This window comes from Roseovarius sp. ZX-A-9 (assembly GCF_028369135.1).
In the GTDB taxonomy this organism is placed as follows: Bacteria; Pseudomonadota; Alphaproteobacteria; order Rhodobacterales; family Rhodobacteraceae; genus Roseovarius.
This window is the reverse complement of the sequence record NZ_JAPWHW010000019.1, coordinates 49,876-70,522: the sequence shown is the minus strand read 5'-3', so window position 1 is coordinate 70,522 and position 20,647 is coordinate 49,876. Positions and strand designations below refer to the sequence as shown.

Below are 20,647 nucleotides of genomic sequence, written 5' to 3'. Positions count from 1 at the left end.
CACGCTGGTGGCGCTAACATGCGCCGAAATGACCAAAGAAAGAGACGACCCATGACGACCGACACCCCCGCGCTGCTGCGCCAGCTCTTTGACCGCGCGGTAGCGGTGGCTGACCCGATGCAAAGCCTGGCCGCCGTGCTGCCGCCCAAACCTGCTGGCCGGGTAATGGTGATCGGCGCGGGCAAGGCATCGGCGCGGATGGCAGAGGCGGTCGAGGCCGAATGGGGTCCGTGCGAAGGGCTCGTGATCACCCGCTACGGCTATGCCCGGCCCTGCACGGGCATCGAGATCGTCGAGGCGGCACACCCGGTGCCCGACGCGGCGGGCCAGCAGGCCACGCGCCGCATGTTGGATCTGCTGGAATGTCTGGGCGAGGGCGATTTCGTACTGGCGCTCATCTCGGGCGGCGGCTCTGCCCTACTGACGGCCCCCGCCGGGGACATTACGCTGGCCGAAAAACAGGCGCTGACCGATGCCTTGCTGGCCAGCGGCGCGCCGATTGGCGTGCTCAACGACATCCGCAAACAGATATCGGACGTGAAGGGCGGCAAACTGGCCGCCGCCGCCTACCCCGCGCAGATGTTGGCCCTGTTGATCTCGGACGTGCCCGGCGACGATCCCGCCGACATCGCCAGCGGCCCGACGGTGGGCGATACCGGGGATGCCACCCGCGCCCTCGAAGCACTTGACCGCTGGAGCGTGACACCACCCGCCTCGATCACCGCTTACCTGCGCGCAGGCGGCGCGCCACTGCCCCCGAATGACACGCGCCTCACCCATGTCCGCAACGTGATCTACGCCGCCCCGGCGCAATCGCTGGCCGCCGCCGCCGAATTGGCACAGGCGTCAGGCATCTCCGTGGAAATCCTGGGCGACGCGCTGGAAGGCGAAGCCCGAGACGTGGCCCGCGCCCATGCCGCAGAAGCTCTGAACCGACAGGCAGCCATGTCTTCTGGCTCCAAACCCGTCCTGCTGCTCTCAGGCGGCGAATTGACCGTCACCCGGCGCGGCGACGGCATCGGCGGGCCGAATGCGGAATACGCGCTGGCGTTGGCGCTGGCCCTCGACGCGGCACCGGGCATCCATGCCATCGCCTGTGACACGGACGGTGTCGATGGTGCGGCCGAAGTGGCGGGCGCCCTGATCGGCCCCGAATCGCTGGCCCATGCCGTCGCAACCGGCGATGATCCGGCGGTCGCATTGGCCGACAATGATGCGCATGGATTTTTCGGGCGCATCGGCGGTCAGGTTGTCACCGGCCCGACCCTGACCAACGTGAACGATTTTCGTGCGATCCTGATCCAGCCACTCTAAGAGCGCGCCGTCACTCGGCGGCGCCTGCGTGCTCCAACAGGGTGATCACCGTGTCACCATAGCGCCGCACATCCAGCACCTTCAGCCCGGCAGGCGGGGTCACGGCGGCGTTTTCTTCCCAGACCACCAGCGCACCGGGGGCCAGCCAGCCCCCCTGCACCGCCGCCTGCAACGCCTGCTCGCCCAGACCGCGCCCATAGGGCGGATCGAGAAAGATCAGGTCAAACGGCGCGCCCTCCACCGGGCCAATCCGCCGCACATCGCGGCGCAGCACGCGGCTGTCATCCTCGACGCGGCACAGCGTGATGTTCTGCCCCAGCAGGTCTTGCGCCTTGCGCCCGTTCTCGACGAATGTGGCATGAGCCGCCCCGCGCGACAGCGCCTCCAGCCCCAGCGCGCCGGTCCCGGCAAACAGGTCGAGCACCCGCGCGCCAGGCTGCGGCGCGCCGTGGGCATTGACCAGCACGTTGAACAGGCTCTCGCGCACCCGGTCCGCCGTCGGGCGCAACCGGGCCGCGATATCGCCCACACCTACCGAGGCGAGCCGCCGCCCGCGAAACGCGCCGCCGATGATCCTCACCCGCGCAGCAGCGTCTTCAGCTCTGTTGCAGGATCGGCCACCGCGTCCGGATCAGGCGACTTTCCCGCATCGATCAGGCGTTTGCCCACCATATAGGCGCGCGGCTCGTTCATCGCGTCCACCGCCAGCAATTGCGCGCCCTTGTAGTACCAGAACGACGTGGCCCCCTCGGCATCGCCGGGCCGGGTCACGATCCGATCATAGCCGGTATTGAGACCCGCAATCTGCAGCTTGACGTCATACTGGTCCGACCAGAACCATGGCTGCGGCACATAGGTCTTACCCGCCCCCATGATGTTCTCGGCCACGCATTCGGCCATGTCGATGGCATTGGGCACGCTCTCCAGCCGGGCGCGACCACCGTTGTATGGGAACGAGGCGCAATCGCCCGCAGCCCAGATCGCCGGATCGCTGGTCTGGCCCAACTCGTTCACCTTGATGCCGTTCTCGATCATCAGGCCGGACATTTCCGCCAGCCCGGTCGCCGGGGTGATGCCGACACCGACGATGACGAAATCCACCACCAGTTCGCTGCCATCGCTCAGCCGCGCGCCGGTGACACTGCCGTCGCCCAGCAGCGTCTCCAGCCCCAGCCCCTCGCGAATATCAACACCGTGAGACTTGTGCAGCGTGCGGAAATAATCCGATGTCTCAGGCGCTGCGACCCGTTGCAGGATCCGGTCCGCCATCTCGACCAGCGTGACCTTGAGCCCCTTGCTGGCAGCCACCGCCGCCGCCTCCAGCCCGATATAGCCGCCGCCGACGATCAGAACGTGCCGGCCCGGCGCGAACCGCGGCGCCATCGCATCCACGTCCTTCAGATCGCGCACCACGAAAACCCCGTCCAGATCACCGCCGATCGCAGCAGGCAACCGCCGCGGCGTCGAGCCTGTCGTCATGACCAGATGATCGTAGGGCAACCGATCTTCACCCACATGCACCTCACGGCCCTCGCGGTCGATCGCAATCACCTGCGCGTTCAGGCGCAAATCAATCCCGTTTTCGCTGTAAAAGCTCTCTGGCCGCAAATAGAGCCGCTCCAGCGCCATCTCGCCCAGCAGGTATTTCTTGGACAGCGGCGGACGCTGATAGGGGGGCGCCGCTTCTTGACCGATGAGTGTGATCTGCCCTTCAAAGCCCGAATTGCGCAGCTTCGCCACAAGCGACGATCCCGCCTGCCCGGCCCCGATCACGACAACATTGCTCATCCCGCCCTCCCTTTGATGAAAATCATTAACTTCTGTTGCTCAGAACCTATATCTACACTGATGCCCACTGCAATTAACAAACAGGATGCGACAATGACGATTACCAAAGGCGACAAACTCCCGAATTCCACCCTCGTTGCAATGGGGGCAGACGGCCCCGCCCCGGTTGACCTTGCCAGCAAGCTCGCCGGGCGCAAGGTCGTGATCTTTGCCGTGCCGGGGGCCTTCACCCCGACGTGTCATTCCGCACATGTGCCCAGCTTCGTGCGGACCAAGGCTGATTTCGACGCCAAGGGCGTGGACGAGATCATCTGCGTCAGCGTCAATGATCCCTTCGTGATGAAAAGCTGGGGCGAGGCGACCGGCGCCACGGATGCAGGCATCACCATGCTCGGCGATCCAGAGGCCGCATTCACCAAGGCCATCGGCATGGATTTCTCGGCCCCGCCCGCAGGTCTCATTGATCGCTCAAAACGCTACGCAATGGTCGTGGAAGACGGCACCGTGACGGTGTTTCAGGCCGAGGAAAACCCCGGCGTCTGCGAAGTCTCGGGCGGCGAGGCACTGCTCGCAGCACTTTGAACGCGCAGCCGGGTCGCATGGCGCCCCGCATCGTCTGACCGAAAATATCCTGCGGTCTGGGGGAAAACCCCCAGACCTGCCGACACTACCCCACCAGCGTGTCCATCTTGCGCGCCAGCTTGGCGTCAAGCGCGCTCAGCCCATTGACGGAATGGGTGGTCAGCATGACATTCACCCGGTTGTAAACATTGGACCATTCAGGATGGTGGTTCCATTTTTCGGCCCAGATCGCCGCGCGGGTCATGAAACCGAACGCATCGGCGAAATCGGCAAACTTGTAGGTCTTGCGGATCGCATCGCGCCCTTCGACCATTTCCCAGCCCCCCTCCAACAGCGGCGCCAGCATCGTGGCACGGGCGGTATCGCTCAGTATCTCGGTCACAGTTTGTCCTCCACATTGGTCTTCCGAAACGGGCCGTAAGCGGTCAGGATATCTATCTCCTGGTCTACCGCGTGTTTTTCTGCCTCCAGGTACTGCGCCACCGCGGCAGCAAAGCCGGGATCGGACAACCAGTGCAAGGAATGTGTCGTGACCGGCAGATAGCCGCGCGCCAGCTTGTGTTCACCCTGCGCGCCGGCCTCTACCCGATCCAGACCATGGGCGATGGCATATTCTATCGCCCGGTAATAGCACAGTTCGAAATGCAGGCAGGGGTGATCCTCGATGCAGCCCCAGTACCGGCCATAAAGCGTGTGCGCTCCGATCAAGTTCATCGCACCCGCCACCGCGCGCCCGTCGCGCAGCGCCAGAACCAGCAGGATATCATCGCGCAGCGTGTCCTGCGCAATGTCGAAAAACGCCCGCGTCAGGTAGGGCGTGCCCCATTTGCGCGCCCCGGTGTCCTGATAGAACTGCCAGAACGCATCCCAATGCGCGGGTCTGATCGCATCGCCTGTCAGCTCTTCGATCTCGCCGCCAAAATCCTGCGCGGTCCGGCGCTCCTTGCGGATGTTCTTGCGCTTACGGGCGCTCAACTGCGCCAGGAACCCGTCAAAGCTTTCATACCCGCCATTCATCCAGTGAAACTGCTGGCTGCTGCGCCGCATCAGGCCCATCGCGGCCCCCGCCTCTGCCTCGTCCTCGGTGCAAAAGGTGATATGCAGCGACGACAGCCCATGCCGCTCGGCCATCTGCACCGCCCCCTGCACCAGCGCCGCTCGGCCCACATCTTCGTGACCCGGTCGGGTCAGGAACCGTCGCCCGGTGACGGGGGTAAAGGGCACCGCGATCTGCAATTTCGGGTAATAGCGCCCGCCTGCATTCTCATAGGCCTGCGCCCAGTTGAAATCGAAGATATACTCGCCCTGACTGTGCGATTTGGCATAAAGCGGCGCACAGGCAATGATCTGCCCGCCCGTGCGCACGGTCATGTATTGCGCCTGCCACCCGGTCCCCGGCCCGACAGAGCCGCTCTGCTCCAGCGCCAGCAGGAACCGGTGAGTGGTAAACGGATCATCCGGGCGACCACTCTGCGCCGCCTCGGGGCAGGCACAGGCATCCCAGTCCGGCGCGTCGATCTGCGTCAGGCTGTCATGGATCTCGATGATCGCTTCGGTTTTGGTCATGGCGCCCCCGCCTCTTGCCATGCACAATTTGTGGTGCGCTGGCGCAGGTTCAAGCGGGGATCGCCGCCAGATACCCCTCAAACGTGATGTTGTGAGCAATTCGTCGCGCCTGCAATTCCTGCGCGGCGCTGCGTACCGTCCAGCACAGGATGGCGGCGCCACCTGCCTTGATCTCGGCCACGCGCGACCGGTCCAGGTCCGCGACCTCATGGCTGATAAACGATGCCGACGCCGCTTCGAAATCGGGGATATCGCGCAGCCGCGCGCGTGTGCGTCCATCGGGCAGTTCGGGCCAATCCTCGGCCGCATAGCCGCCGGTCACGATACCGCGCGGGACGGCAGGGCAAAGCCCGGCCAGCTCGATCACCGAATGCGGGTTGAACGACATCAGCGCCAGCGGGCCAGCGTAGCCCGCGATATCATGCGCCACGGCCCGCTCCAGCCGCCCGTCCGAGCCGCCCATTTCGCCGTGCTGGTCCTTCAGCTCGATCAGCAGCGGCACCCGCCCCGCGACCAGAGCCAGCACTTCGGTGAGGGTCGGCACGCTCTCTTCGCCGCCAGTCAGCCTGAGCTGTGCCAGATCTGCGGCCTTCATGTCGGATACATTCCCCGGCGCACCGGTCAGGCGCGCCAGCTCATAGTCATGAAACACCATCGCCCGCCCGTCGCGCGACAGTTGCAGGTCGATCTCGATCCCGTAATCCGCCGCGATCGCCGCGCGGATCGCCGCGCGCGAGTTCTCCGGGCGGCCCGCGCTCACGTCATGCAGGGCGCGATGCGCCACCGGCACGACGCGAAACGCTTCTGACAGCGCGCTCATCTGATCTGAAAGATGCCTTCGATCTCTACCGCAACGCCCATCGGCAACGCCGCCGCAGAAACCGCCGCGCGCGCGTGCTGTCCAGCCTCGCCCAGCGCTTCGCCGATCAGATCGGATGCCCCGTTGATCACCGCGGGCTGGTCGGTGAAATCGCTGGTGGAATTGACGAATCCGCCCAGCTTGACCACCCGCACCAGCCGGTCCAGATCGCCGCCGCAGGCCGCCTTGACCTGGGCCAGCAGATTAATCGCGCAGGCCCGCGCCGCCACAGCCCCCGCCGCCGTGTCCATCGTGTCGCCCAGCTTGCCGGTGATCAGGCCGCTGTCATCCTTGGAGAGTTGCCCGGAGACATAGAGCATGTCACCGACCTGCACATAGGGCACGTAATTGGCGGCAGGCGCCGGGGCGTCGGGCAGGGTAACGCCGAGTGCGGCCAGTTTTTCCTCGAACTTGCTCATTTCAATCTCCTCCGAACAGGCAGTGGTTTCGGTCGGACGCTACCCCCCGCTGCACGAAATGGAAATGCCAATCTGCCGTCAATCACGCAACGCACGGTTCACATAATCGCCAAGTGGTTTCAGCAGATAGGTCAGTGGTGCGTGTTCCCCGGTGCGGATATAGACCTCTGCCGGCATGCCGGGGATCAGCACGGTGCCTGCCGGCAATCGGGTTTCGGCGGCCTCCTGCAACAGGATTTCGGCACGGAAAAAAGCGCGTCCGGTCGCGGGGTCGCGCAGCACATCCGCCGACAGATGCGTGATCTGCCCGCCCAGTTCAGGCGACTGCCCTGTATCAAGTGCCGGAAAGCGCAGCGTCACGCGCTGGCCTTCGGCAACGCGGTCAATCTGCTCCGGGGTGATCCGTGCCTCGACCCGCGGTGCACGGTCCGTCGGCACGATCTGCATAAGCGATTCGGCGGGCCGCACCACGCTGCCCTGCGTCAGGTCGCCCAGATCATGCACCACGCCGGCGACCGGCGCAGTCACGGTCTGCGCCGCGATCTCGGCGCTCAGGGCGCGGTGCCGCTCGCGCAGCGCACGCTCGCGGTGGCCAATGTCGCGCAGCCGCGTCATCACGTCTTCGAGCCGTGCGGCGCGCAGGCCCCGCCGCTCCAGATCGAGCGCGATGATGCGGGCGCGCGCCTGAGCAACCTGCCCCGCCCGGCCCTCCAGACGCGCCGCCTCTCGGCGCAACGCCGCCACACGACCCGCCTGCGTCAGCCCTTTTTCCAGCAGCGCCTGCTGGCTCCGGGTTTCTTCCTCGATCACGCCCTGTTGCAGGGCAATCGCCGCCAGTTGCGCGTCCAGCCCGGCAATCTGCGTGGTGATCAACTGCCTTCGCTGCTCCAGTTGCGAGGCCGTCTCGGCATCGAGCGCGATACGCGCCTGCAAGAGGCGGCGCTGCCCCGCCATCATCTCTGCCAGCTCCGGGTCACGGTCCGACATGTCAGCGGGGAAACGTATCTGCCCGTCGCCCTCCAGTTCTGCGTTGAGCCGTGCCCGCTGCGCCCGGACCTCATCCAGCTCCGCCTGCACAAGCGCCCGCTCCGAATGCAGTTCGGACGCGTCGAGCACCAGCAACACATCGCCAACCGCGACATGACGGCCATCGCGGACCAGCAGCTGCGTCACCACGCCGCCGCGCGGGTGCTGGATGATGCGCTGGCCTTCTGGGGCCGCAACGCGCGCAGGCACCACCACCGCCGCCGCAATCCGGGCCTGCGTCGCCCAACCGCCAAAGCCGCCGACCAGCAGCAGCAAAGCAAGCGCACCCGTCGTCAGAAGCCCGCGCACCGGTGCCTCGGCAACATCCGCCATGGCAGTCGGGCGGTGCCACGCTCAGCAGGCTGACATGCAGCCCCGGTGCGGGGCGCGGCAATTCGGTGCGCGGCGGCAACGGCGGATACGCCCCCAGAGTCGCGCCCAGAGCGCGCCACGCCTTCATCCCGCGCTGGATCACCGGCCAGCCACCGATGACCTGCTCGACCGGTGCAAGCGCTCGCCCCGCCAGAACCGAAGTGGCAATCATCGCCCCCGGCGACAGCGCACCGCGCAACACCAAAAACGCCCCGAGGCCCAGCATCGCCGATTGCAAGATCAGGCGCAGGCCGCGCGACGCCGCGGCAAACCCGCCCCCAAGATCGCCGGCAGCCGTCTCGGTTTTCAGCGCCGCCGCATGGCTGCTGCTCCAATGCGCAAGGGCTGCCTGCTGCATGCCCAACGCACGCACCGTCTGCGCCCCGGCACCCAGATCATCTGCCAAGCGCGCGGCATGGGCGGCGGCGCGCGCGGCTTCCGCCTCGGCATCCTTGATGCTGAACTGGTTGAACATGGCCAGCCCGATCAGCACCACTGCACCGCCGCAGGCCAGCAACCCCAGCCATGGGTGAAAGACAAAGATGCACAGCAAAAATAGCGGCGTCCACGGCAGGTCGAGCAGGGTGATCATGATCGGAGCGGCCAGCACCTGCTGCACCGCCCCCAGATCACGCAGCGCCTGCGGCAACCCCTCCTGCGACCCGAGCGAAGCGTGGCGCAAACCCGCCTCGAACACCCGCGCCCGCAATCGCACCTGCAACCGGGCAGCAATCCGCGCCACCAGCCGGGCACGCACGAAATCAAGCACCGCCATGACAGAAAACAGGAAAAACACCAGCACCGACAGCACCAGCAATGCCTCTACCGAACGACTGGAGAGGACCCGATCATACACCTGCAGCATGTAAAGCGGGCCGGTCAGAAGCAGCAGATTGACCGCAACGCCGAAGAGGGCCACGCACCAGATCAGCCCACGGGTGCCGCGCAATGCCGCGCGCAGCTCCGACCGGCCCCGAACAAGGCCCTGTTCAAACCCGCGTGATGCGCGCAACACTTGCATGAAGCCCCATAAAACTGTACTTCGCGACCCATGCCGCGGCAGCTGCGGCGCCTTTTTGGGGCGTCTCTTTTCTGCCACGGGTTGGCGTGTCGCGATCTGCGGTCTGTTTTCTTGATCATGGATCGGTTTATGTAACTGATTGACTAATGCATCGCAGAAAATAGCCCGGATTTGATCTTTTGACCGCTTCTTACGTGACCCGCATGCTGCGGCCTGCCCTGCTGACAATTCTCGGTTTCACCGTGGTGCTTGTTGCGGGCTGTACCCAGCCCGATCCCGCCTTGACACGCGGCGCGCCATTTGACCCCTACGAGGCGGAAAACCGTCGCATGCATGCCTTTAACCGCAGCATCGACAGGGCCGTGCTGCGCCCGGCCGGCACGGGTTATTCCAAGGCGATCCCCGATGATATCGAAACGGTGATCGGCAATTTTTCCAATAACCTGTCGCTCCCCGCCGCCATTGCCAACAGCATATTGCAAGGCAACGGCAAGGCCGCGACCGAGGATTTCTACCGCTTCCTGGTCAACACCACGATCGGGCTCGGCGGGCTGTTTGACACCGCAACCGATCTGAACATGCCGGCCGAGAACGGTGCCGATTTCGGCCAGACGCTCTATGTCTGGGGCGTGAACGAAGGCCCGTATCTGGAATTGCCGCTGATGGGGCCCGCGACGACCCGTGACGCCGTCGGCAAGGCAGTGGACATCTTCACCAACCCTCTCAGCTACGTGGTCGGCACGCCCGAAACCTATTACGGCACCGCCGCCGCGGTCTCATCCCGGCTCAGCGCGCGCGGACGCTACAGCGACGCAATCGATTCGGTTCTCTACGACAGCGCCGACAGCTACGCGGCTTCCCGCTCACTTTATCTTCAGAACCGCAGGTTCAAGGTTGGGAAAGACGGCAGCGACAATTATCTAGATCCCTATGACACTGGTTCTGCCAGCCCGAGTGATCCATATGGAGACCCCTATGCCGAATGATACGTCCCGACGCACGGCCCTCAAGACCGGGTTTGCCGCTGCCCTGATCGCAGCCCTGCCCGCGACCGGTGCCGTCGCCCTGACCGAGGCCCGCGCCAAGGCGCTGGTTGATCAGGTGGTAGGTGACATCAATCGCGTGATCGCCTCGGGTAAACCGCTGTCGTCGATGATCAGGGATTTCGAAACGATCTTCCGCAAATATGCCGATGTGAACATCATCGCCCGTTCGACGCTTGGCGCCGATTCCCGACGCGCCAGCGCCGCCCAGATGCGCGCCTATACGGATGCGTTCCGTGGCTATGTGGCGCGCAAATATGGCAAGCGGTTCAACGAATTCGCCGGCGGCAAGATCGAGGTCAAGGGCGTGCGCGAGGTCAAATCCTGGCACGAAGTCACCTCAACCGTCTACCTGCGTGGCGAAGCGCCCTTCGAGGTGCGATTTCTGGTGTCTGACCGGTCGGGTAAGGACCTGTTCTTCGACATGGTCATCGAAGGCATCAGCCTGCGCCTGAGTGAACGGACCGAAATCGGCTCGATGCTGGACCGGCGCAAGGGCAATATCGACGCGTTGATCGCGGACCTGAAAACCGCGGGCTAAACGCGGTCATTCACCACCCATCACAACCGGCGGCTCCGTAGATTTTTCTGCGAAAAATCTCGGCCACGGTCGTTCAGCCACCCCCCAGCAGTTTGCGCAGGATATTCTCTATCGGCTTCTTGCGCTCATTGCCCGGCGTGTGCTGCGGCTGGCGTTGCGGTTGGGTCTGAGCGTTCGGCTCACTTCCTTCGGGGCTCAGGCTCTGGGTCGGGCGCGCGGGCGCCCGCATCATCGGCAGCGGGCGCACCGGCACGCCTTCGTCAACACGTATCATTGTCTCGTGCCAGATTTCCGCCGGCAGGCCGCCACCGGTAACGCCGGTCAGGGGGGTGTTGTCGTCATACCCCATCCAGACACCCGTCACATAATCGGCGGTAAAGCCAAGGAACCAGGCATCGCGCGCCGCCTGCGTCGTGCCGGTCTTGCCGGCTGCCTCGCGGTCGGGAAGATTGGCTCGGCGGCCGCTTCCGGATGTGACCACCTGGTGCATCATATAGATCAGCTCCTGCGCGGCCTCTTCGTGAATCACCCTTTCACCGATCCCGCCACCGGTGCCCATCAGCGGCTCATCCTGTCCCAGCAGGCGCAGCTCGACCAGACCGTAGGGCGTGACCGAAGAGCCACCGTTGAGAATACCCGCATAAGCTCCTGTCATCTCCAGCAGCGTGCTTTCCGACGCGCCCAGCGCCAGCGCCGGACCGGCAGCCAGATCGCTTTCGATGCCAAAGTCGCTCGCAACCCGGCGCACCAGATCGCGGCCCACGCTTTCGGATACCTTGACGGCCGGGATGTTGAAGGAATGCTTCAGCGCATCGGTCAGCGTCACGCGACCGTGAAACTTGTTGTCGTAGTTGCTGGGGCACCAGCGGCCTGACCCCGGTATATCGAGGCAATAGGGCTCGTCCACCACCGTGGCCTGACTGGAATAGCCCAGTTCCAGCGCCGTGGCATAGACGAACGGCTTGAACGCCGAGCCGGTCTGCCGCCGCGCCTGCGTTGCGCGGTTGAAGGCCCCCGTCACCTTGGTCTCGCGCCCGCCTACCATGGCGCGCACCGCGCCATCGGCGGACATGACGACAATCGCCGCCTGCGCCTTGGACCCGTCGCGCACCTTTTCGTCAAAGATGTACCGCATCGCTTCTTCGGCGGCGGTCTGGATGCGCTGGTCGAGAGTGGTGCGGATGATCACATCCTCGGTGGTGTCGCGGGTAAAGAACTCCGGCCCCGACGCCATCACCCAATCAGCGAAATAGCCCCCCGCCTGCGCTTCAGCCGCCTCCGACAACTCGGCCGGCGCGTTCAGCGCCGCGCGGGCTTCTTCGTCGGACAGATACCCCTGATCGCGCATCAGCCCCACCACGACCGACGCGCGGTTCTGCGAGCGCTCGATATTGCTGGTCGGCGCCAATGTCGAAGGCGCGGTCAGCAGCCCGGCCAGCATTGCCCCCTCCGCCGCGCTCAGGCTGGCAGCCGGTTTACCGAAATATCGCTGCGCTGCCGCTTCGGCACCGTAGGCGCCGCCCCCCAGATAGGCGCGGTTGAGGTAGATCGACAGGATCTCATCCTTGGAGTATTTCGCCTCCATAGCGAGCGCATAGATCGCTTCCTTGGCCTTGCGCCACAGAGAGGTCTGGCGACAATCGCGCACATACTCGGCTTCGCTCTTCCAGTCTTCGGCACGATATTCGACGCCGAGGCAGAGCAGTTTGGCCGTCTGTTGCGTTATGGTCGATCCGCCATGCCCGCTCAGCGGGCCACGGCCTTCGCTGAGGTTGATGCGCACCGCGCTGGCAATGCCGATCGGGTCGATGCCCGGATGCAGGTAGAAACGTTTGTCCTCGGTCGCCACCACCGCATTGCGCAGATGCCGCGAGACACTCTGGGCTGTCACCGCCCCGCCGAACTGATCGCCGCGCCACGCAAAGACATCGCCGTTCCGATCCAGCAGCGTGACAGAGCCACGCGCGCGCCCATCCAACAACTGCGCCACATCCGGCAGCGTCGTATAGACATAACCCGTCGCCAATCCGACGATCAGCCCCGCCACCAGACCGACGCGCCAACCGATCCCCCAGACGATCCGCCACACCCACCGCAGCAGTCCACCGACCGCGCGACGAATCGGCCCACCGCGACGCGCGGTTCTGGATCGCGTCGCAGCACGGCGCGGCTTGGCCTTTGGTTTGGCCTTGGGTTTGGTTTTCGGTTTGCGCCTGTCGGCCACCAGCGGTGGCTTTCTGCGTCCTGTATTTGCCATGTCAGCCCTGTTCAGCCCTGCCCGGAGCCTCTGTTTTGCGCCATGATACCGAACTGCGCCGCGAATGTAGAGCCTTGGCAGACACCCGATACCCATTTTCCAGCTGCGTAATTTTTAGGCACCCAGCCGTTTCTGCCACTTTTTTAATCGCATAGCCATGGCAAGACCGGCCAATTTCACGCCCAAGCCTTCATAAATCCGTTCCGAGCGATTTTTCTGCACCTGCACAATGCGCGCCGCCCCACCGGGTCACGCGTGCAGATACCGAAAGGGAACATCGTGAAACTCATCCTTGCGACAATCAAGCCGTTCAAGCTCGACGAGGTCCGCCAGGCGCTGACTGCCATCGGCGTGCGCGGCATGATGGTGACCGAAATAAAGGGCTTCGGCGCACAATCCGGCCACACCGAGATTTATCGCGGCGCCGAATATGCCGTCAGCTTCGTGCCCAAGGTCAAACTGGAAATCGCTGTCGCTGCGGCGATGGTCGATCAGGTGGTCGACACCATCTCCACCACTGCCCGCACCGGCAAGATCGGTGATGGCAAGATTTTCGTCATCGACATCGAACAGGCCATGCGCGTGCGCACCGGCGAAACCAATGAAAACGCGCTCTGAGGCGCGCAGGTAAAGGAACCCTGACATGAGACTGCTGAAATCCCTACTGTTCGCACTGACGATAACGCTTGTCGTCAGTGCCGCCACAACACCTGAACTTGCCGCACAGGAAGGCCCGTCTGCCGAAGCCCTCGCCGCAGCCGAAGCGGCTTACATGACCCCCGAAGACGCCATCAAGCAACGCGTGCTGGATCAGGCCGCCGCCGCCGCACAGGACGCCATCGACAATGGCGAGGACCCCGCCGAGGCCGCGCAATCCGCAGTGGGCACGGTCTATGCGCCCTTCAACCAGGGCGGCTTCATCTTCACCACCTTCATGTTCCTCGTGGCGGGCTTTCTCGTGTTTTTCATGGCCGCCGGCTTTGCAATGCTCGAGGCCGGTCTGGTGCGCTCCAAGAACGTCACCATGCAGCTGACCAAGAACATGGCGCTCTTCACACTTGCGTCGATCTTCTACTACATCCTCGGCTACAACCTGATGTATCCCGGCGATGGCTGGACGATCAACGGCATCATCGGTGCCTTTTCCATCACCGGGCTGGAGCCTGTCGGCCTTGAAGGGGTAGAGCCTGACCTGACCTATGCTTCCGTCGGATCGGATTTCTTCTTTCAGCTGATGTTCTGTGCCGCCACCGCATCCATCGTCTCGGGCGCTGTGGCCGAACGGATCAAGCTGTGGCCATTCCTAGCATTCGTCATCGTGCTGACGGCCGTCATCTACCCGGTGCAGGCAAGCTGGAAATGGGGCGGCGGTTTCCTTGATGCGATGGGCTTTCAGGATTTTGCCGGTTCCACCGTGGTACACTCGGTCGGCGGCTGGGCAGCTCTGATGGGCGCGATCATCCTCGGGCCGCGCCTTGGCAAATACAGCAAGGACGGTCGCGTGACCCCGATGCCCGGTTCCAACCTGGCGCTTGCGACACTCGGCACGTTCATCCTCTGGCTCGGCTGGTTCGGGTTCAACGGTGGCTCGCAGCTCTACATGGACACCGCCGGCAACGTCGCGGACATCAGCCGCATCTTCGCCAACACCAACACGGCAGCCGCTGCCGGGGCCGTGGTCGCGCTGATCCTAACGCAGGTGATGTACAAGAAACCCGACCTCACGATGATCCTGAACGGCGCACTCGCGGGCCTCGTCTCGATCACCGCAGAGCCGCTTATGCCGTCGCTGATCTCGGCGACGCTGATCGGTGGTGTCGGTGGTCTGATCGTGGTGCTGGCAGTGCCGATGCTTGACCGGTTCAAGATCGACGATGTCGTGGGCGCCATCCCGGTGCACCTCTTCGCCGGGATCTGGGGCACGATCGCCGTGGTCTTCACCAATGACGCGGCCAACCTGCTGACCCAGATCACATCCATCGTGATCGTCGGCCTCTTTGTCTGCGTCACCTCGGCGCTGGTGTGGTTCGCGCTCAAGTTCAGTGTCGGCATCCGTGTCGACGCAGAGGCCGAGATCGACGGGCTCGACACGACCGAACTGGGCATGGAAGCCTATCCCGATTTCTCCAGAGGCTGACGTTCCTTCCCAGACCCCAACCTTGCGAGAAATGAAACCCCGGACGTTCGCGTCCGGGGTTTTTTCGCGGTGTGGCTCTGACGCCCCCTTTGTCTCGGATGGTCTCAACAGGCCGTGCTGCCAGCCACCTTCTTCGGCGCACCGGTCGCCATCTCGACGCCGATATAGGGCTGCCCGGCCTTCTTCCACGCGGCGAACCCTCCCTCCATATGCGCGATCCGGTCCAGCCCGCCCTCCAGCGCCAGCTTGGCCATCTTGCCCGACCGCACGCCAGAGCCACACATCAGCACGATCCGCTTGCCCATCTGTGACGGCAGCTTGTCAGGATCGAATGACGCCATCGGCATCAGCATCGCACCGCCGATCTGCTCCATCATGTATTCCGGCGGCGTGCGCACGTCGATCAGCACGATCCGGTTCTGCTCCCACGCCTCGGCCACCTCCTCTACGGTCATCGTCTCCAGCGTGCGGCCATCAATGTCTTCGCTTTGCATCCTGTCATCCTTTGCCAGTGTTTGATCTTGCGCGCCGGAGCCTCGAAACACTCGGCGCATTTGCCCGCGTGTCCAGCCCGGCGGCGGGCTTATCCTGCTGGTTCATATATGCCTTGCAGAGCGGCCTGCCACCGCCATACGGCGTGAACCCGCTGATCGGCCTACGCGGGAAAGGACACACATCCAGCAACCCGTTGCCGCTGGCAGAATCGCACACCCTCATGCTAAGTCTTGTGGCATGGCGCAAACGACACCCCACATCAGCGACACCCGCCCACAGATCCGCCCACTGGACGAGGCCGCGATCAACCGTATCGCGGCGGGCGAGGTAGTCGAACGGCCGGCCTCTGCGGTCAAGGAACTGGTGGAAAACGCCATCGACGCGGGCGCGCGCCGGATCGAAATTGCCTATGCCGACGGGGGCAAGACGCTAATCCGCGTGACCGATGATGGCTGCGGCATCCCCCCCGAAGACCTGCCGCTGGCCCTCGCGCGCCACGCCACCTCCAAGATCGACGGCAGCGACCTGCTCAACATCCACACTTTCGGGTTTCGCGGCGAGGCGCTGCCATCGCTCGGTGCGGTGGGTCGGCTCACCATCGCCTCTCGCGCCGCGGGCGAGGACGCCGCCGAGATGACCGTCGCGGGCGGCACCGCCAGCGCGGTGAAACCCACCGCCCTGAATGGCGGCACCGTGGTCACGCTGCGCGATCTCTTTTACGCCACCCCGGCACGGCTGAAATTCATGCGCACCGACCGGGCCGAGGCGCAGGCGATCACCGACACGGTCAAGCGGCTGGCGATGGCCGAACCGCAGATCGGTTTCACCCTGCGCGACGTGTCCGGCCGCGGCGCGGGGCGCACCGTTTTTCGCGCCGATCCCGAAACTGGCGACCTGATGGGCGCCATGAGTCAGCGCCTGACCCGCATCCTAGGGCGCGAATTCACCGACAACGCCATCGCAATCGACGCCGAGCGCGACGGGCTGACCATGACCGGCTATGCCGCCCTGCCCACCTATTCGCGCGGCTCGGCACTGGCGCAATACCTCTTCGTCAACGGCCGCCCGGTGCGCGACAAGATGCTGACCGGTGCATTGCGCGCCGCCTACCGCGACCTGATGAGCCGCGACCGCCATCCCGCCGCAGCCCTCTTCATCGAATGCGAGGGCACTTTGGTGGACGTCAACGTGCACCCCGCCAAATCCGAGGTACGCTTTCGCGATCCGGGCACGGCGCGTGGGCTGATCGTGTCGGGCCTGCGCCATGCGCTGGCCGAGCAGGGCCACCGCGCCTCAAGCACGGTCGCGGGCGCCACTCTGGGCGCGTTCCGGCCCGAGCCGACCGGCGCGCGCATCTACCAGATGGACCGCGCAAGCCAGCCCCCCCTGCCACGCCCCTCCCCCGGTTTCGCCGAGATGCAATCGGCCTACAGCGCCCGGGTCGAGGACAGCCCGCAAGTGCTGGACGAGACCCCCGCCGCACCTGCCGAAAACCACCCGCTGGGGGCCGCGCGCGCGCAACTGCATGAAAACTACATCATCGCCCAGACCGAAGACGGCATGGTCATCGTCGATCAGCACGCCGCCCACGAGCGGCTGGTCTACGAGCGCCTGAAACGCCAGCGCGCGGAAAACGGCGTCGCGGCACAGGCGCTGCTGATCCCCGAGATCGTCGACCTCTCCGAGTCCGACTGCGCCGCGCTGATGACCATCGCAGACGACCTCGCCAGCTTCGGCCTCGGGATAGAGCCGTTCGGCGGCGGTGCCATCGCCGTTCGCGAAACGCCCGCCATCCTCGGCCCCGTCGATGCCCGCGCGCTGATCCTCGATATCCTCGACGAACTGGCCGATCAGAACGACAGCGACACCCTTGGCATCCGCATCGACGCAATCCTCAGCCGCGTCGCCTGTCACGGCTCGATCCGCTCGGGCCGCCGCATGCAGGCGGACGAGATGAACGCACTCCTGCGCGAGATGGAGGCAACACCGCATTCCGGCCAGTGCAACCACGGCCGCCCCACCTATGTCCGCCTCGCTCTCAGCGATATCGAAAGGCTCTTTGGCCGCACATGATCCAGATCGGCGCCACCCAGTATTCCCTGAACGATCCGCTTGTCATCGCCGCCCTCGCCGGGGCTGTGATCCTTCTGCTGATCCTCACCCTGCTGGTCATGGCGGTGCGCGCCGCTGCCCGCTCGGCCCGCCTGTCCGAGCCGCTCGCCCAGCAGATCAACCAGATGCAGGCCCGCGTGCAGGGCCTCAGCGACGGACAGCATCAGCTGGCAGGCGGCCTCACCCATGTCGCCGAAGCGCAATCAGCCGCGCAATCCAACATGCTGCAACTGATGGAACAGCGCCTTGCTGCGGTCAGCGAAAAGATGAACGAGAACCTCAGTGGCTCTGCCCGCCGGACCGCACAATCGCTCGGCGATCTGCAACAGCGACTACAGACCATCGACAAGGCACAGGCCAACATCACCAAGCTGTCAGGCGACGTGCTGACGCTGCAGGACATTCTCAGCAACAAGCAGACGCGCGGCGCGTTTGGCGAAATCCAACTGAATGACATCGTGCTCAAGGCCCTGCCCAAAGACAGCTATACGATGCAGCACACGCTATCCAACGGCAAACGGGCCGATTGCCTGATCCACCTGCCCAACCCGCCGGGGCCCATCTGCATCGACAGCAAATTCCCGTTAGAGGCCTACGAGGCGCTGCGCCGTGCCGGCACCGACTGGGAGGCGAACGAGGCCGCGAAATTCCTGCGCGCCTCCGTGAAGAAACACATCAAGGACATCTCGGACAAATATATCCTCGACGGCGAAACCGCCGATGGCGCGCTGATGTTCCTGCCGTCCGAGGCGGTCTATGCCGAGCTGCACGCCAACTTCCCCGAGCTGGTGCGTGAAGGCTTCGCCGCGCGGGTCTGGATCGTCTCGCCCACAACCTGCATGGCCACGCTCAACACCATGCGCGCGATCCTCAAGGATGCCCGCATGCGCGAACAGGCGGGCGCCATCCGCCGCGAACTGGGCCTGCTCTTTGCCGACGTGGAACGCCTCGGTAGCCGGGTCGAAAACCTGGACCGCCATTTCGGTCAGGCCTCCAAGGACATCGCCGAAATCAAGATTTCCTCCGACAAGGCCGGCCGCCGCGCCCGGCGGCTGGACAATTTCGATTTCGAGGAGCTGGCCCCAGAGACCGAGCCGACGATCATGAAGCTGGCGAAAGACATCTGAGAGCCCTTTGTCGCCGCTGGACGATCCACATCCAGCAGCCGCGAACCTCGGACAAAGGCAGCACTCACCTTGAGTTTCACTGTCGCGTTGTGGCGTCCTCTATGCGCCGGCACTTTCACATCCCGAGGGTGTGACAGACGCATGAAAACGACAAAGGACCGCATTTGCGGTCCTTTGCTGTGATACTGCCGAAGGTATAATTAGCGGCGTTTACGCTTTAATGCACCCAATCCGGCAAGTCCGGCAAGCAGCAACGGCAGGCTCGCGGGGATCGGTACTGGCGACACCGGAGTGGTCGCCGCGTCCGTGAACCCAAAGTCATCCAAGGCGAAAGCGAACGAACCGGGTCGAGTATTGATCAAAGAAATCGATGAGATGTCTCTCGCATCGCTGGCAAACCCCAGATAGGTCAAGTTAGACCCCGCCGAGAAGTTGTCGGTAAAGCTTCCGCCGCCATCAAAATTGATTGTGAGATCAAAGCTAGGCATTAACCCGTTGGCCACAAAACCAAAGCCGCCTTTCAGAGTGTCGAAAGTAATATGTAGTGGCGTAAAAGGATTCTGGATTCCGTCGAGAAATCCACCATTGAACCCACCACCGCCGTCAATGTTAAAGAAGTTACCTGTTCCTACCGCGGTAGAAAAAGTCACACCGCTGACAATGTCCCCAGGCATGATCCCAGCTTCGGCGGTGGCGTCGTTCAAAATGCCAGAGGTGATTGGAAAATGGGAAGTAGGACCAAAGTCCTCAACTGTCAGAGTCCCGGTCGCAGCCTCCAGCGAGGCTTGGTCTGAAAATAGTGATACAGTGCCCGCATATGCGGGAATATTGGCACCAAATATCAAACCCGCCGCTATTGTTGCCGCATTGATTACAGTATTCTTCCTAGCCATGGATTAACCCCATCAATTAGAAGCGAACGTGCCTTTGCACAATCAAATTTTTTTAAAAAAAACCGAATTCCTGAGGAAATATAGTACCATCCCTCTGATATGAGTCAACTTTTTTGTGAATATCGGCCCTTGGGTGCCCGCCGCCAAGAACGTCCATTCTTGTCACGAGCGGGCTCTGTTAATGGCGACGTAAAAAATTGACTCAATTACCCACCGCATGCCATATGCTAGAAGTGAGTGTGTAATTTGAGGGTAATTTTATGAATCTTTTCAAGAAGAAATTTGCGGTAGCGTTCGCGCTTTGTTTTTTGGCAGGAGCGGCACAGTCAGCGCCCATAAGCCAGACTGAATACGGCCTCACCGGCCTTAGTAATGGTTGGACGCTTGGACGAACCGACTGGAATGCTGCCGACGAATTCGGTCATGGCGGGACGGCGTTGGCTACGGCAGCGACCGTCTTGCAAGATGGGTATTCTCCCCTTTCGCCCAATCAGACCGGCCAGTACAATGGTATTTATCGTTGGCCGACGCTGGGTCTGGAAAACCTCACATTCTCAATGAATGGTGGGACAGATTACGTCTTGGATAGCCTTACTTTCCTGTCATCCAGATCTTACAGTTCACTAACGCAAATCGAGCTTCAGTACAGGCTCGATGGCGGAAGCTGGATGTCGAGTGTCGCAACCTCAACAGGAGCCTTGGGGATGTCGCATAGTGGCGCTGCGGAGGCATATAGCCTCTCCTTCGGTAACGTTCAGGCGGACCAGTTTCGACTACTGTTTGGAACTGGAGGGGATCAGGTCTCTTTGCACGAAGTGAATATCAGCGGCACTCTTGCGCAGCCCTCTGTAGTTCCCTTGCCTGCGGCTTTACCGCTTCTTCTGGCCGCGATGGGTACTCTTGGTTTTGCTGCGCGTCGGCGCAAGTCCACCTGACGCAAAGCACCCAGTTTTGCGGGAGTCCACGAGGCAGTCTGGCTGCGGAACGACTCCCCTCGACACCCTGTTTGGGCTGTCGGAAGCTACACTATCCACACCTGACAACGCTCGCCCCATGCCAGTCCCTTTCGATTTTGCCGGAAGGGACACAGGCAAG

The 20,647-nt window shown here is 63.5% G+C and carries 19 protein-coding genes and 1 pseudogene; 9 read left to right on the top strand and 11 right to left on the bottom strand.

Annotation, left to right across the window (positions count from 1 at the left end; genetic code table 11):
* Positions 1 to 51 precede the first annotated feature (51 nt).
* On the top strand, positions 52 to 1,314 hold the full coding sequence (locus O3306_RS17425) for a glycerate kinase type-2 family protein (RefSeq protein ID WP_272009631.1): 1,263 nt from the start codon (positions 52 to 54) through the stop codon (positions 1,312 to 1,314).
* Between the two features lie 10 nt (positions 1,315 to 1,324).
* On the opposite strand, the gene rsmD is transcribed toward O3306_RS17425, so the two are convergent.
* Together rsmD and O3306_RS17415 are read right to left on the bottom strand one after the other, a co-directional pair.
* A complete protein-coding gene (rsmD, locus tag O3306_RS17420) occupies positions 1,325 to 1,894 on the bottom strand; it encodes a 16S rRNA (guanine(966)-N(2))-methyltransferase RsmD (RefSeq protein ID WP_272009630.1) in 570 nt (189 codons plus the stop codon).
* A complete protein-coding gene (locus tag O3306_RS17415) occupies positions 1,891 to 3,102 on the bottom strand; it encodes an NAD(P)/FAD-dependent oxidoreductase (protein ID WP_272009628.1) in 1,212 nt (403 codons plus the stop codon). The genes rsmD and O3306_RS17415 overlap by 4 nt, the downstream gene beginning before the upstream one ends.
* A gap of 93 nt (positions 3,103 to 3,195) precedes the next feature.
* On the opposite strand from O3306_RS17415, the gene O3306_RS17410 reads away from it, so the two are divergent.
* Positions 3,196 to 3,684 (top strand): peroxiredoxin, encoded by a 489-nt coding sequence (locus O3306_RS17410; protein WP_272009626.1) that lies wholly within the window; start codon positions 3,196 to 3,198, stop codon positions 3,682 to 3,684.
* An 85-nt stretch (positions 3,685 to 3,769) separates the two neighbouring features.
* Here O3306_RS17410 and O3306_RS17405 read toward each other — a convergent pair whose 3' ends face one another.
* The 6 genes and pseudogenes from O3306_RS17405 to O3306_RS17380 all read right to left on the bottom strand — a co-directional run.
* Positions 3,770 to 4,066: a 4a-hydroxytetrahydrobiopterin dehydratase gene (locus O3306_RS17405; protein WP_272009624.1), complete on the bottom strand. Its 297-nt coding sequence runs from the start codon at positions 4,064 to 4,066 to the stop codon at positions 3,770 to 3,772.
* Positions 4,063 to 5,250 (bottom strand): GNAT family N-acetyltransferase, encoded by a 1,188-nt coding sequence (locus tag O3306_RS17400; RefSeq protein ID WP_272009622.1) that lies wholly within the window; start codon positions 5,248 to 5,250, stop codon positions 4,063 to 4,065. Before O3306_RS17400 ends, O3306_RS17405 begins: the two co-directional genes overlap by 4 nt.
* A 49-nt stretch (positions 5,251 to 5,299) precedes the next feature.
* Positions 5,300 to 6,070: a glycerophosphodiester phosphodiesterase family protein gene (locus O3306_RS17395; RefSeq protein WP_272009620.1), complete on the bottom strand. Its 771-nt coding sequence runs from the start codon at positions 6,068 to 6,070 to the stop codon at positions 5,300 to 5,302.
* Positions 6,067 to 6,528: a RidA family protein gene (locus O3306_RS17390; protein WP_272009618.1), complete on the bottom strand. Its 462-nt coding sequence runs from the start codon at positions 6,526 to 6,528 to the stop codon at positions 6,067 to 6,069. Before O3306_RS17390 ends, O3306_RS17395 begins: the two co-directional genes overlap by 4 nt.
* A gap of 78 nt (positions 6,529 to 6,606) precedes the next feature.
* A complete protein-coding gene (locus O3306_RS17385) occupies positions 6,607 to 7,887 on the bottom strand; it encodes an HlyD family type I secretion periplasmic adaptor subunit (protein WP_272009616.1) in 1,281 nt (426 codons plus the stop codon).
* 199 nt (positions 7,888 to 8,086) lie between these two features.
* A pseudogene (locus tag O3306_RS17380) lies at positions 8,087 to 8,947 on the bottom strand (ABC transporter transmembrane domain-containing protein); the annotation flags it as partial.
* Positions 8,948 to 9,150: 203 nt separating this feature from the next.
* On the opposite strand from O3306_RS17380, the gene O3306_RS17375 reads away from it, so the two are divergent.
* On the top strand, positions 9,151 to 9,933 hold the full coding sequence (locus tag O3306_RS17375; RefSeq protein WP_272009707.1) for an MlaA family lipoprotein: 783 nt from the start codon (positions 9,151 to 9,153) through the stop codon (positions 9,931 to 9,933).
* Complete coding sequence (locus tag O3306_RS17370) at positions 9,923 to 10,531, top strand: MlaC/ttg2D family ABC transporter substrate-binding protein (protein WP_272009614.1); 609 nt, start codon at positions 9,923 to 9,925, stop codon at positions 10,529 to 10,531. The genes O3306_RS17375 and O3306_RS17370 overlap by 11 nt, the downstream gene beginning before the upstream one ends.
* A gap of 73 nt (positions 10,532 to 10,604) precedes the next feature.
* Here the strand turns inward: O3306_RS17370 and O3306_RS17365 are convergent, their stop codons facing one another.
* Complete coding sequence (locus O3306_RS17365; RefSeq protein ID WP_272009612.1) at positions 10,605 to 12,788, bottom strand: transglycosylase domain-containing protein; 2,184 nt, start codon at positions 12,786 to 12,788, stop codon at positions 10,605 to 10,607.
* A 279-nt stretch (positions 12,789 to 13,067) separates the two neighbouring features.
* Between O3306_RS17365 and O3306_RS17360 the strand changes: the two genes are divergently transcribed.
* Both O3306_RS17360 and O3306_RS17355 read left to right on the top strand, forming a co-directional pair.
* A complete protein-coding gene (locus O3306_RS17360; protein ID WP_272009610.1) occupies positions 13,068 to 13,406 on the top strand; it encodes a P-II family nitrogen regulator in 339 nt (112 codons plus the stop codon).
* Between the two features lie 154 nt (positions 13,407 to 13,560).
* Positions 13,561 to 14,925, top strand: coding sequence for an ammonium transporter (locus tag O3306_RS17355; RefSeq protein WP_442970017.1), 1,365 nt, complete (start codon positions 13,561 to 13,563; stop codon positions 14,923 to 14,925).
* A gap of 104 nt (positions 14,926 to 15,029) precedes the next feature.
* On the opposite strand, the gene O3306_RS17350 is transcribed toward O3306_RS17355, so the two are convergent.
* A complete protein-coding gene (locus O3306_RS17350) occupies positions 15,030 to 15,419 on the bottom strand; it encodes a rhodanese-like domain-containing protein (protein ID WP_272009607.1) in 390 nt (129 codons plus the stop codon).
* A gap of 238 nt (positions 15,420 to 15,657) precedes the next feature.
* Here O3306_RS17350 and mutL point away from each other — a divergent pair, with 238 nt between their 5' ends.
* Positions 15,658 to 17,493 carry a DNA mismatch repair endonuclease MutL gene (gene mutL / locus O3306_RS17345; RefSeq protein ID WP_272009606.1) on the top strand — a complete coding sequence of 612 codons (1,836 nt, stop codon included), beginning with the start codon at positions 15,658 to 15,660 and terminating at the stop codon, positions 17,491 to 17,493.
* A complete protein-coding gene (locus O3306_RS17340) occupies positions 17,490 to 18,659 on the top strand; it encodes a DNA recombination protein RmuC (protein WP_272009604.1) in 1,170 nt (389 codons plus the stop codon). The genes mutL and O3306_RS17340 overlap by 4 nt, the downstream gene beginning before the upstream one ends.
* A gap of 200 nt (positions 18,660 to 18,859) precedes the next feature.
* Here O3306_RS17340 and O3306_RS17335 read toward each other — a convergent pair whose 3' ends face one another.
* A complete protein-coding gene (locus tag O3306_RS17335; RefSeq protein WP_272009602.1) occupies positions 18,860 to 19,552 on the bottom strand; it encodes a VPLPA-CTERM sorting domain-containing protein in 693 nt (230 codons plus the stop codon).
* A 260-nt stretch (positions 19,553 to 19,812) separates the two neighbouring features.
* Between O3306_RS17335 and O3306_RS17330 the strand changes: the two genes are divergently transcribed.
* Positions 19,813 to 20,487 carry a VPLPA-CTERM sorting domain-containing protein gene (locus O3306_RS17330; protein WP_272009601.1) on the top strand — a complete coding sequence of 225 codons (675 nt, stop codon included), beginning with the start codon at positions 19,813 to 19,815 and terminating at the stop codon, positions 20,485 to 20,487.
* Positions 20,488 to 20,647: the final 160 nt, after the last annotated feature.